Annotated in this window: 9 protein-coding genes; 1 reads left to right on the top strand and 8 read right to left on the bottom strand. The window is 42.1% G+C overall.

Features of this window, described 5'->3' with window-relative positions; genetic code table 11:
- Nucleotides 1–31: 31 nt before the first annotated feature.
- The 5 genes from ACSLUF_RS09445 to leuC all read right to left on the bottom strand — a co-directional run bounded on the left by ACSLUF_RS09445 (nt 32) and on the right by leuC (nt 6,665).
- Entirely contained in the window at nt 32–778 is a 747-nt protein-coding gene (locus ACSLUF_RS09445; RefSeq protein WP_435622534.1) for a hypothetical protein, read from the bottom strand.
- Nucleotides 779–1,558: 780 nt separating this feature from the next.
- The gene (leuB, locus tag ACSLUF_RS09440; protein ID WP_435622533.1) at nt 1,559–2,617 is read right to left on the bottom strand and encodes a 3-isopropylmalate dehydrogenase; all 1,059 of its coding nucleotides are present in this window, start codon (nt 2,615–2,617) and stop codon (nt 1,559–1,561) included.
- Between the two features lie 154 nt (nt 2,618–2,771).
- Nucleotides 2,772–4,289: an alpha-isopropylmalate synthase regulatory domain-containing protein gene (locus tag ACSLUF_RS09435; protein ID WP_435622532.1), complete on the bottom strand. Its 1,518-nt coding sequence runs from the start codon at nt 4,287–4,289 to the stop codon at nt 2,772–2,774.
- 271 nt (nt 4,290–4,560) lie between these two features.
- Complete coding sequence (gene leuD / locus ACSLUF_RS09430; protein ID WP_435622531.1) at nt 4,561–5,157, bottom strand: 3-isopropylmalate dehydratase small subunit; 597 nt, start codon at nt 5,155–5,157, stop codon at nt 4,561–4,563.
- 98 nt (nt 5,158–5,255) lie between these two features.
- Nucleotides 5,256–6,665 (bottom strand): 3-isopropylmalate dehydratase large subunit, encoded by a 1,410-nt coding sequence (gene leuC / locus ACSLUF_RS09425; RefSeq protein WP_435622530.1) that lies wholly within the window; start codon nt 6,663–6,665, stop codon nt 5,256–5,258.
- 409 nt (nt 6,666–7,074) lie between these two features.
- On the opposite strand from leuC, the gene ACSLUF_RS09420 reads away from it, so the two are divergent.
- Entirely contained in the window at nt 7,075–8,187 is a 1,113-nt protein-coding gene (locus ACSLUF_RS09420) for a DUF2911 domain-containing protein (protein WP_435622529.1), read from the top strand.
- Nucleotides 8,188–8,244: 57 nt separating this feature from the next.
- Here the strand turns inward: ACSLUF_RS09420 and ACSLUF_RS09415 are convergent, their stop codons facing one another.
- From ACSLUF_RS09415 to recG, 3 genes are all read right to left on the bottom strand, one after another.
- A complete protein-coding gene (locus ACSLUF_RS09415) occupies nt 8,245–9,330 on the bottom strand; it encodes an Ig-like domain-containing protein (RefSeq protein ID WP_435622528.1) in 1,086 nt (361 codons plus the stop codon).
- Complete coding sequence (locus ACSLUF_RS09410; RefSeq protein WP_435622527.1) at nt 9,327–10,448, bottom strand: hypothetical protein; 1,122 nt, start codon at nt 10,446–10,448, stop codon at nt 9,327–9,329. The genes ACSLUF_RS09415 and ACSLUF_RS09410 overlap by 4 nt, the downstream gene beginning before the upstream one ends.
- A 116-nt stretch (nt 10,449–10,564) precedes the next feature.
- Nucleotides 10,565–12,670 (bottom strand): ATP-dependent DNA helicase RecG, encoded by a 2,106-nt coding sequence (recG, locus tag ACSLUF_RS09405; RefSeq protein WP_435622526.1) that lies wholly within the window; start codon nt 12,668–12,670, stop codon nt 10,565–10,567.
- Nucleotides 12,671–12,683: the final 13 nt, after the last annotated feature.

Raw genomic sequence — 12,683 nt, 5'->3', positions numbered from 1 at the left:
AGAGTTAAAAATTGATAGTTACGGGGTTGTATTAGAATAGGGTATAGGCAAAGCTCCAGACCAGCTGTTGCGTGCGCAATACCTCTATATTTTCGGGTTGCCCGATCAAGATGTCGTTGGTGTCGGTGATGCCCCTTTCATAGAGGAGCTCCATGGTGAACACCTGTCCGTTAGGCATGTTGAAATCGAGGGCAAAGCCCAGATGTCCACCCAAATTGATCTTGGTGTAATCGCCACTTACGTTCTCCTTTTGGTCAGAGACAATGACACTGGTGCCGTTTTCGAAGGCCAAATAGCTGTCGTGGTACTGCCATGCCGCCAGAATCACTGCATTGTTGACCCCAACGATAAGTCTTGGTCGTATGGCAGCGCCTTCCAGTTCAGGAAGGGACAGTCGCGCGGACAGTCTGTTTTTTACCGTATGGAACAGTACCTGCCTATTTATATAGGTAAGGTCGTAGGATTCGTCCGGGGTAATGGCCAGAAAACCGAAATCGCGTCTCAGGTCGGTTCTGCCGCCTCCGGAAACTTCATAGAGCAGGTCCAACTGCACATCCAAAAAAGATAGGGGCTCCCAGCGGGCAAAACCGCCCACGCTGGCCCCCATTGCGCTTTTGGGTTGTGTAAATTGTCCTATACCTGCGCCTGCCTTGGCACCTATACTGAGGGGATGACCGCCCAGTAGTATGTGATCGGTCGCTTCCACTTCTTGGGCCGAAACCGTATGGTACATACAGCAAGCGGCTAAAAAGGATGCGAATAAAAGTATTTTCTTCATGATTTTATTTTTGTTTGAAGCGATTATGGTTTTGATTCATTGGATGTTGCACCCCGAGGCGCTTGGTTTGTTTTGTGGTGTCTTTACGTTTCTTCATGCATTGTTGTTTTAGGATTACTATTGAGTTATGGCCCCATGCATTGATATGCAGAGACTTTGCTTTATTATTAAAAGTGGAGTTGGTTCTTGGTGTTTACTGAAGTATAGGTTGGTTTTGACTGTATATTTCACGCGGTTTTCTAAATGATTACAATGGATTTTGGTTCGAAATCCTTTTTAGAAATACAACACGAAAGTAGCCTCGGCGGAGTGGGTGGATTTATCCCGATTGATGGATGCAGGGTTTGAATTGACGGATGCCCTGTTTGTTTTGAAGGGAGGAATTGGGTTAAGGGTTAAAGTTTAAAGGTGAAAGGGAGAACGGCAATGATTAATTGAAAACGCAACATGGGGGGGTAGATGCGCGGTGTGGGGTGAATGGTTAGTTGAATTAGTACTCAGTCATCAGTCATCAGTAATCAGTGGTCAGTAAACAGTAATCAGGAATTGGAGTTGGTGCATGGTGTGACGTTAGTAAATAATTGAAAATGGAGAGGGAAATGGTAAATGGTCAAAGGATAAATGGAAAGAAGAAGATGGAGGCGAGATGCTGGATGTTGGATGTGCGGTGTTGGGGGAGGTTAGTTGAATCAGTAATCAGTTATCAGTGGTCAGTAAACAGTAACCAGTAATCAATCATTGTCGATTGGTCATTGAAAATTGTTCACTGTAAATTGAGAATTAAATGTGAGAAGCGAGCCAATCTCCGACTTCTGAGGTTTTGTAGGCTTTGCCTCCTTCTGCTAAATCTTCTGTGACTACGCCTTCAGCTAGGGATTTGTTGACCACAGCACGTATGGCGTCTGCTTCGGCTTGTAATCCAAATGCGGTTTCGAACATCATGGCGGCCGAAAGTACAGTGGCCAAGGGATTGGCAATGTCTTTTCCAGCGGCTTGGGGATAAGAACCATGGATGGGTTCAAACAGCGAAGTTTTCTCACCCAGAGAGGCCGAAGGCATCAATCCCATAGAACCGGAAATCACAGAGGCTTCGTCGGTAAGTACGTCGCCAAAAAGGTTTTCCGTTATGAGTACGTCATAGGCATTGGGCCATTGAATGAGTCGCATGGCCACGGCATCTACAAATTCGTAGGACACTTCCACTTCAGGGTAGTCTTTTTCCAGACCTTGAACTGTTTCGCGCCATAGGCGTGAAGTTTCCAATACGTTCGCCTTATCCACACAACACAATTTTTTGGAACGTGATAGGGCCATTTCAAAGCCTTTTCGTGCTAGTCGTTCCACCTCGGCACGAGTGTAGGTGCAGGTGTCGTACGCCGTATTGCCATCATCTTCGCGCCCTCGTTTTCCGAAGTAGATACCTCCTGTCAGTTCCCGAAGAAATACTAAATCGGTACCCTCAATACGCTCCCGCTTTAATGGGGATTTATCGATAAGGGAAGGAAAGGTGAAGGTTGGCCTTACGTTGGCAAAGAGTCCCAACTTCTGACGCATTTTCAACAAACCTTGTTCGGGCCTAACTTTAGCGGATGGGTCATTATCGAATCGCGGATGACCAATTGCTCCAAATAACACGGCATCCGCCGCTTCGCAGATTTCATGGGTTTCATCCGGGTAGGGATTGCCCACGGCATCAATGGCAGTTGCTCCGGTCAACGCCGGGGTCCAGCTGATTTCATGATTGAATTTTTCGGCTACGGCATCAGATACTTTTACGGCTTGGTCTATCACTTCGGGACCAATTCCATCTCCGGCTAAAAGGGCTATGTTGAGTTTCATTAATTCAGTTATCAGTTATCAGTTATCAGTTATCAGTTATCAGTTTGGTGTTCTCTATTGGTAAAAGATTGAAAGGTTAAAGGCAAAGGTACAAGGGCTATCCTTCTTTGTTTGTTGTTAATTGTACATTGGTAACTGCCCATTGCTTATTGTGTTAAAATAGATTTAGCATTTTTTCGGTGGCTTTAATTGCGGATACCGTTTGGTCCGAATCCAATCCTCGGGTTGTAAAGTCCTTTTCTTTGGTTTTCCAGGTGATTATGGTTTCACAAAGGGCATCTGAGGTACTTCCCGGAGGAATCCGAACGGCATAGTCTACCAATTTGGGCAATTCCTTTCCCTCTTTTTTGTACACCTTGTGTAAAGCATTCACGAAGGCATCGAACTGACCGTCTCCTTGGGCATTTTCTTCATAGGATTTTCCATCAATTTCGATAGATAGGGTAGTAGAGGGCTTCAATCCCTTCGAATGCGTCAATACATAGGATTTTACAAAAACCCTTTGCTGATACAAATCCGAATCCAAAACGTCAGAAATGATATAAGGTAAATCGTCTTTGGTCACCCGTTCTTTTTTGTCGCCTAATTCGATGATGCGTTCTGTTACTTTTTTGAGCTCATCATCATTTAAAGTCAAACCGAGTTCTTGTAAATTCTTTTGGATGTTCGCTTTTCCAGAAGTTTTTCCTAGTGCATATTTTCGTTTTCTGCCAAAACGTTCGGGTAATAAATCATTAAAGTAAAGGTTCTTTTTATTGTCTCCATCTGCATGTATACCAGCAGTTTGCGTAAAAACATTATCTCCAACAATAGGTTTGTTGTCAGGAATTCCAAATCCGGTAAAGGCGGAGACCAACTTACTCACTTTATAGAGCGAAGATTCTTTGACCCCAATGGTTATTTCTGGAAGAAAATCATTGATTACGGCCACTACACTGGCCAAGGGAGCGTTTCCCGCGCGTTCGCCCATACCATTGACGGTCAAATGCAGGCCGTGGCAACCCGCCTTTAGCGCCTCCATGACGTTGGCAACACTTAAATCGTAATCATTATGCCCATGAAAATCAAAATGTGTTTCAGAGTATCGTTCTATAATTTCTTTTAAGAATGCTCTCGCCTCGAAATGGGTAAGAATGCCTAGGGTGTCAGGAAGCAAAACTCGTTTTATGGGCTGTTGGGTCAAAAAATCCAAAAATTGAAACACATAATCTTTTGAATTTCGCATGCCATTGCTCCAATCTTCCAAATACACATTGGTGTCGATGCCCATTTCTTGGGCCTTTTCAATGACTTGTTGGATTGCTTCAAAATGCTGTTCTGGTGTTTTCTTCAGTTGGTGTGTCAAATGGTTAAGAGAACCTTTAGTCAATAGGTTCTGCACCTTGGCTCCTGCTTTTTTCATCCAATCGAGCGAAACACCACCATCCACAAAGGTCAATACTTCCACTTTTGAAATATACCCTTCGGTTTTTGCCCAATCCGTAATATTTTTCACGGCATTAAACTCACCATCAGATACGCGGGCTGAAGCTACTTCAATACGGTCTACCTTGAGTTCTTCCAGCAACAATTTGGCCAAGGTGAGCTTTTCCGAAGAAGAGAAGGACACTCCAGAGGTTTGTTCCCCATCCCTAAGGGTGGTATCCATTATTTCGACTGTCCTTTTGCTCATAGGGTCCTTTGTTTAATGGGGTTGACACGAATTTCACGAATTGTCTCGAATCTTTTTGTTTTAGGGTTTGTGGTTGACACGAATTTCACGAATTGTCTCGAATCTCTTTATTTCTGGGTTTATGGTTGACACGAATTTCACGAATCGTCTAGAATCTCTTTGTTTTTGGGTTTATGGTTGACACGAATTTCACGAATTGCCTCTAATCTTTTTGGTTTGAGTTTGTGTGATTGACACGAATTTCACGAATAAACACCAATGGCTCTAAATATTACAGTGGGGTGTTTTGGGCAAATGATTGAATATTGTTCTTGATGTTCAACAGAAAGTCAATATCATCAAAACCGTTGAGCATGTTCTGTTTTTTGTAATCATTTATGGCAAAACTTTCAATTTCACCCGTTTCTTGAATCATAATTCTTTGCTCCGGAAGATTTACTTCGATTTCCGTCTTGGGATTTGCTTCTATGGCCTTAAAAATTTTATCCAAGAATTCTGCACTTACCTGAACCGGTAAAACCCCGATGTTCAAGCAATTGTTTCTAAAAATATCTGCGAAAAAACTGGAAACTACGCAGCGGAAACCATAGTCATAGACCGCCCACGCCGCATGTTCCCTAGAAGAACCGGAACCAAAGTTTTTTCCACCCACTAAGATTTTCCCTGAATAAATGGGATTGTTCAATACAAAGTGTTCTTTAGGCGTATTATCCGGATTGTATCTCCAGTCCCTGAACAGATTATCCCCAAAACCTTTTCGTTCTGTGGCTTTTAAGAAACGGGCAGGTATAATTTGGTCCGTATCCACATTCTCTATGGGAAGCGGAACTGCAGTACTGGTTAATATGTTGAATTTATCGTATGCCATTTTATTAATTATCAGTAATCAGTTGTCAGCTATCAGTAATCAGTTGTCAGCTATCAGTAATCAGTTGTTAGCTATCAGTTATTGGTTAAAACCATTGTTTAGGCTTCTTGAAGTTCCATCAATTCCCTAGGGTCCGTTACTTTCCCAGTGACTGCTGCTGCCGCTGCAACCAAGGGACTAGCCAAAAGGGTACGCGCTCCTGGGCCTTGTCTGCCTTCAAAATTTCTATTGGAAGTACTGACCGCGTATTTCCCGGCTGGGATTTTATCATCATTCATGGCCAAACAAGCGGAACAACCCGGTTCGCGCAATTCAAATCCGGACTCATGAAGAATGTCCAAAATACCTTCTTCTTTGATGGCTTCCTCTACTTTGTGGGAACCAGGCACCAACCAAGCGGTAACGTTGTCCGCTTTTTTCCTTCCCTTAATGATTGAAGCAAAGGCTCTAAAATCCTCAATTCTACCATTGGTACAACTTCCGAGGAAAACAAAATCTATAGGTTTTCCAATCATGGCTTCCCCTTCATTGAAATCCATATAGGCCAAGGATTTTTGATAGGTAGCGGCACCGGCATCCATCGCTTTTGCCGTTGGAATGCCACTCTGGATTCCGATACCCATTCCCGGATTGGTACCGTAGGTAATCATAGGTTCAATATTGGAAGCGTTGAATGTAATCTCTTTGTGGAACTCTGCATCTTTATCAGAATGTAGGGTACCCCAGTATTCCATGGCCTTGTCCCATTCCTTACCTTTAGGCGTGTATTCCCTTCCTTGAATGTAATCGAAAGTAGTATCGTCTGGAGCAATCATACCTCCACGTGCACCCATTTCAATACTTAAGTTACACACGGTCATTCGACCTTCCATTGACATATTGCGAAATACTTCCCCAGCATATTCCACGAAATACCCTGTCGCTCCAGAGGTTGATAGTTGTGAAATGATATACAGCGCAACATCTTTTGGTGTAACCGCCTTGCTCAACTCCCCATCAATGGTAATTCGCATGCTTTTGGGTTTGGGCTGCATAATGCACTGGGTGGAAAGTACCATTTCAACCTCACTGGTTCCAATACCAAAGGCTATAGCCCCGAACGCTCCATGGGTGGAAGTATGGGAATCTCCACATACAATCGTTGCTCCTGGAACCGTAATTCCATTTTCCGGACCAATTACGTGGACAATTCCGTTTTTTTCATGTCCAAGTCCCCAATACGGAATACCATGCGCCGAAGCATTTTCTTCCAGCGCCTTTAATTGATTGGCCGAAAGTTTATCCTTTACCGGCAAATGTTGATTGCGAGTAGGCGTATTGTGGTCTGCCGTCGCAAAAGTGCGTTCCGGATAGAGCACCTTAATGCCTCTATTTTTAAGCCCAAGAAAAGCAACAGGACTTGTCACTTCATGTACCAAATGTCTATCAATGAAAAGGACATCAGGACCATTTTCAATATGTTGAACCACATGGGAATCCCATACTTTGTCAAATAGCGTTTTGCTCATTTTCTCGTTCTAAACTTTACTAATGGATAAAAGTAGTTTTAAGGGAATAAGAGGGCAATACAAAGGATTTGAAATTACGATGTTCAACGAAATACTCTTTGCATATCTGTGTTTGAAATTGTGAAATAATTCGGCGAAACGAATTAAAGAAATATAAATTTTTAGGGATGCTTAGGGGCTTATTCGCTGCTTAATTTTTATTTAAGTAACCGCCGATAAAAACTTACGCTATGATTTGTTAAACAAATTAACATAATATGGACCTATTTATATTTATTATACTTAATCTTCTGAATTTTAACAGGTTGACATTTAATTTAACATTGCTGTAACGAACTCCAAGCGTAGTCATTTTTACTTTAGACCCACAACCTTTAGTTTATTCATTAACAAAATCAAAAACGAACCAATGAAGAAATGTTACTCGGCTTTTTCAGCCATTATCTTTCTAGCAATTTTTTGTACATCCACAACTTCAATCGCTCAATTAAACTTTATGCCACGTGGTAGCCAAATGGCTAAAGTGATGCAGCGGATAGGCAATACGGATGTGACTATTGTTTACTCTCGCCCCAGTGTAAATGACCGCGAAATTTGGGGCGCTTTAGTGCCTTATGGCATGAATAATTTAGGATTTGGCACGGCCACTGAATCTCCTTGGAGGGCTGGTGCCAATGAAAATACCATTTTTAAAACCACCCATGACCTAACCATTGGGGGGAAAACGCTACCTGCAGGTAAGTATGGATTGCATATGATTGTCAATGAAGACAATTCGGCGACGGTGATTTTTTCCAAAAACCATGATGCATGGGGGAGTTACTTTTACAAACCAGAGGAAGACGTGTTGCGCGTGGATGTGGAAACCAAGGAAGTTTCCCATGTTGAGCAATTGACTTATGATTTTCATGATGTGAATGCCAATTCGGCTATTGCCTCCTTAAGCTGGGAAAGGAAACAGATTCCTTTTAAAATTGAAACTGATGTTACCAACAATGTTTTGGCTGAAGTTCGCCAACAGTTGCAAACCACACCTGGATTTGCCAGACAGAGTTGGGAGCAAGCAGCCAACTTCGCGTTAAACAATGATGGTGATTTGGATGAGGCACTATCCTGGGCTGATGCTGCGATAGCTGGTCAATTCTTTAGTCAAAAGACATTCAATAATTTAAGTATCAAGTCACAGATTCTGGCCAAACAAGGAAAGACATCTGAAGCCGAGGCCTTAATGGAGGAAGCACTGCCTTTGGGGACTGTTTTCCAAGTCCATGGGTATGGCAGACAACTCATTGCCCAAGGTAAGCATGATGAGGCCCTTGAAATCTTTAAATGGAATGCCAAGGCCCACAAAGGAACCTGGCCCGTTCATTACGGATTGGCAAGGGGATACTCCGCTTTAGGAGATAATAAATCCACAGTAAAACATTTAAAAATTGCTTTGGAAAATGCTCCGGCGCAAGCGAACAAAGACCGCGTTGCCGCGAACATTGCCAAAGCAGAAAAAGGAGAAGCGATCAACTAAGCACATACTTTCATAGCGTTTTTCTAAGTGCCCAGGTTTTCCTGGGCATTTTCTTTGCTAGTCCACTACATCAAAAGTTAGGGTATTATCTATTTTTTGAATTGTAGTTGCATTTTGTAAATCGGTGTCAAAAAGACGTTCCAGATTATTTCCAGCCAAATCCTCAAGAACGGGATTCACATGAATAGAATATGTTCCCAAAGTCCATTTTTCGATTGGCTTGAACACAAGTTTTGATTCGTTTTCTGAAAGCGAAATAGTACCTTCCAAAGTTTGGTCTTTACTGTTTCTAATCTGAATGGTTTCCAAGACCAAAATAGCGTCCATGGGTTCGTTAAAATGAATTTCCAAAGGATTACGCGTATTTATTTCGGGAACAATAATATCCCACAGCTTTGGATTGGGTCTCTGCAAATCCTTTCCTACTACGCTAATTGTCCTATGGTATTTTTTGGAAAGGGAATTCCCTTGTGCAGAAGTCCATAGGCTATCGATAGAGATGGTATAGTTGTGATTTTGAAGTAAGGGAAGTCCTTTTTCGCGATTGGGTATCAAATCGGTCTTAATGCGCCCAGGGTCTAACCAAAGAGTTAGTCGAGTATGTTCTTTGTTCCATAATTCGGTTTGCATTTCCAAAAAGACATCTGTCTCTTTTTGGGTCGTATTATCAAAAACCCTGATAAAATCCAAAGCACTTTTTGAATGTTGCATAGGCTCGGAAAATACAAAGTACATTTTTAGAAGATTCTGGGGTACGGTGTCAAAGGAAGGATAAATAGCCAGAAGTTCAGGGGCTTTTTCGCTACTGCTTTTATCGATAGTAAACGAAGCTATCGGTTTTCCATTTTTACGGATGTCATAGGTTTGGCCAGAGGTAAAAGCAACCACGGGAGTAAACGTATAGATTCCATTATTGTGACTATATGTTCCCAAAATGGGGACTAGGTCGTTTTGCGTTAGAAACACCTTGTATTCTTGGGATTTCTCGGCTTCAAAATTTACACTTATCGCTCTACCATCACTGTAGTTGAGGTGAATTTCCCCAAGAGATTCAGGGTGCCTACAATTAAATAAAAGCGTGGCACAAAAAAAGACCAAGAGGAACTTGATCTTTTTGTATTTCGTTGAGAAAAGGTAAATCACATCCATTTAGTTGGCCTACTGCGTAATACGAGCTCCCCGTTCCCAGTTCTTTGAATGTAAAGGACATGGGTGTCATCCAAATTATCCATTTGTTGCACATAAGGAAAAGGCAAGTTGTCGTATGGTACTCCTGTGGACACATAAAATTCAGTTACGGGCTCCGTAAGGGTCTCTTTGAAATTGGCAATGTCTTCGTAATCCAATCGCATCACAGGACGATTACTATTGGACATTAAAAAGTATTGTTTTCCCTCTTTTTCATATGAAATCATATCCAAAGGAGAGTTTCCAGCGCCTAGTTCGGCAACAGTGCGCCCTTTAATATGTTTTCCATTTTCCAACTCACTCATTGGAAACAAAACCAAAGGAGTACAGGTATAGCTGGCCATCAGATAATCCTGATTGTTTAAAGAAACTACATCAAAAGTCTTGATAGGAGCATGGGTTTCGTACTTACCATGTGCCGCGTGCCAGATTTCCAACGAGGTCTGGTCTTGTGAATCAGTAAAGGGAAAAGGAATACTTCTAAACGTAGAGGCAAACTCCTTGTTGGAAAGTCCTGATACCAAAATACGGTCACCATGAAACTTTAAATCCGCGATAGCCCATACTCTTAGCGGTCTATCTCTTTTACTTTTTGCATCAACCGCGATGGGGTCAGCCAATGAAATTTTAGAATAACTTATCTCCTTAAGGGACACATTTTCCAAAGCCTCACCATTCATTCGAAGAAGTACTGTTGCACCGTCTTCCATACTTACTGCAAAATATGGGGTCTTGGACTTTGGGTTCACTGCCATATCACCAATACTGATTTTATCCGCAGTGGTACCCAAAGAAGACGCCACCATTTCATCAAACTTACTGATGTTTATTTCTGCACCATTGGCTTTTTCATCGATGTCCTTTGTATCCAACGCATACACCATGGCATTTTTGGAATCTCCAACGAAAAGTATGCCATCTGGGCCAAAACTTAGCGCGTTGATAGAACCGATTTCGGGGTCACCATAGGTGAAGTTTGCTGTAAGGTCTTCAGAGGTTTCTGCCTCGGTCCAAGAGGATAGACCATACAAGGCAAGTACCAGTAGAACGGAAGGAATAATATTTTTTTTCATGTTAGTCAATTTGAAGGTAAGGTAGATTCTTTTGCTTGAAAAGGAGGGTGGATTAACAGGGAATTAACTCACTTTTAACTTGAAAACCAAGAGGTTTCAAGATGTCCGCGAATTCATTAGCTTATGTAGTTCCAGATGGTCTTATCCTGAGTCAGGTTTTGATAGGCATGTAGTATGGAATGGTTTTCCTGGCGCTGTAGGTTTGGGTCATCTTTGAGAAGAGTAATGGCATAGTGACGAGCCGTCTGTAGTATTTGGTTATCTTTTACAATGTCGGCAATCTTAAGGTTCAACATACCACTCTGCTGGGTGCCCATAAGGTCACCAGGCCCCCTTAACTTTAAATCCACTTCCGCAATTTCAAAACCGTCGTTGGTTCGGACCATGGTTTCCAATCGGGTTTTTGAATCCTCAGAAAGTTTGTGACTGGTCATCAAAATGCAAAAGCTCTGTTCACCGCCACGACCCACACGTCCCCTAAGTTGATGCAGTTGGGACAGTCCAAAACGTTCAGCACTTTCAATAATCATTACGGAAGCATTGGGAACATTCACCCCAACCTCAATCACTGTGGTAGCCACCATAATTTGGGTTTCGCCTTTCACAAAACGCTCCATTTCATATTCTTTGTCGGCAGGTTTCATTTTGCCATGAACAATGGAAATCTGATATTCGGGCAAGGGAAAATCCCGAGCAATACTTTCATATCCATCCATAAGGTCCTTGTAATCCAGTGCTTCCGATTCGGCAATCAATGGATAAACCACATAAATTTGTCGACCTTTTTTGATTTCATCTTTGATGAACTGGAAAACTTTTAAGCGATTGGAATCAAAGCGGTGTACCGTTTTTATGGGCCTGCGGCCGGGAGGCAACTCGTCAATTACTGAAATGTCCAAATCACCATACAGACTCATAGCCAAGGTTCTGGGTATGGGAGTAGCGGTCATGACCAAAATGTGAGGCGGAATATCATTTTTATGCCAAAGTTTGGAACGTTGCGCTACACCAAAGCGATGCTGTTCATCAATTATGGCCAACCCTAAATTTTTAAACTGAACGGTATCTTCCAAAAGTGCATGGGTGCCCACCAATATGTTTAATTCTCCCTGTTGTAGGCTCTCATGAATCACTTTTCGAGCCGATTTTTTAGTGGAACCGGTCAGCAAATCGATATTCACTTCCATTTTGCCTAGCAACTCCTTCAATCCGTTGTAATGTTGTTGGGCTAAAATCTCGGTGGGCGCCATCAAGCAGGCTTGAAATCCATTGTCCATGGCCAAAAGCATGCACAAAAGGGCCACAATAGTTTTACCTGAGCCGACATCGCCCTGAAGCAAACGATTCATTTGGGCATTACTGCCTAAATCGTTTCGGATTTGCTTAATGACCTTTTTTTGGGCATTGGTTAGCTCAAAAGGCAAGTGCTTTTCGAAGAACGTAGTAAAAAAAGAACCTACCTCTTGAAATGGCATCCCTTTTATCTTTTGTTTTCTTAGGAGTTTTTTTGATATCAGCTGTAATTGTACAAAAAACAGTTCCTCAAACTTTAGACGAAATTGTGCTTTGGCCAGTAATTCTTGATTTTTAGGAAAATGGATATTCAAAAGGGCTTCGCTTTTTGAAATTAGCCTCAATTCATCCAAAATTTTGGCAGATAAAGATTCTCTAAAATTCCCTTTACACTCTAGAAATAGCTGTTGGACCATTTGGCTCACTATACGATTGGTGATGCCCCTGCTACTGAGCTTTTCAGTGGAGGGATAGATGGGTTGCATAGCAATTTTCAACCCCGATTGATGTTTTATAAGAAGCTCCATTTCGGGATGGGCCATGGAAAAAGTACTGCCATATCTAGATATTCTACCAAACACTACATAAGGTTCATTCAGTTTTAAATTTTCCCGTATCCATTTATGGCTTCGGAACCAAACGAGTTCCATTTGTCCGGTCTCATCTACAAAAGTCGCTACCAATCGCTTCCCTCTTTTTTGTTCCACCGTTTTTAGATGGATGATTTTACCCACTATTTGAATATCGGCACCACTGGCTTGCAATTGGTTGATTTTGTAATACTGGGTTTTATCCAAATAGCGGTTGGGAAAGAGTTGTAATAAATCCCGATAGGTAAAAATGCCCAATTCTTTCTGCAATACTTCTGCCCGGTTAGGCCCCACATTTTTCAGATAGGTGATTGGAGTTTGTAGAAAATTGGCATTCATCAAACTAAAATAT

The sequence above is a fragment of the Flagellimonas sp. genome, from assembly GCF_965601775.1.
In the GTDB taxonomy this organism is placed as follows: domain Bacteria; phylum Bacteroidota; class Bacteroidia; order Flavobacteriales; family Flavobacteriaceae; genus Flagellimonas.
This window is presented reverse-complemented; position numbering and strand designations above follow the sequence as displayed.

Excerpts from the sequence above, each read along its gene's own strand:
- ACSLUF_RS09435 (WP_435622532.1), bottom strand. The coding sequence starts at position 4,289 with ATGAGCAAAAGGACAGTCGAAATAATGGATACCACCCTTAGGGATGGG.
- leuB (WP_435622533.1), bottom strand. The coding sequence starts at position 2,617 with ATGAAACTCAACATAGCCCTTTTAGCCGGAGATGGAATTGGTCCCGAA.
- ACSLUF_RS09410 (WP_435622527.1), bottom strand. The coding sequence starts at position 10,448 with ATGAAAAAAAATATTATTCCTTCCGTTCTACTGGTACTTGCCTTGTAT.
- leuD (WP_435622531.1), bottom strand. The coding sequence starts at position 5,157 with ATGGCATACGATAAATTCAACATATTAACCAGTACTGCAGTTCCGCTT.
- ACSLUF_RS09420 (WP_435622529.1), top strand. The coding sequence starts at position 7,075 with ATGAAGAAATGTTACTCGGCTTTTTCAGCCATTATCTTTCTAGCAATT.
- ACSLUF_RS09445 (WP_435622534.1), bottom strand. The coding sequence starts at position 778 with ATGAAGAAAATACTTTTATTCGCATCCTTTTTAGCCGCTTGCTGTATG.
- leuC (WP_435622530.1), bottom strand. The coding sequence starts at position 6,665 with ATGAGCAAAACGCTATTTGACAAAGTATGGGATTCCCATGTGGTTCAA.
- recG (WP_435622526.1), bottom strand. The coding sequence starts at position 12,670 with ATGAATGCCAATTTTCTACAAACTCCAATCACCTATCTGAAAAATGTG.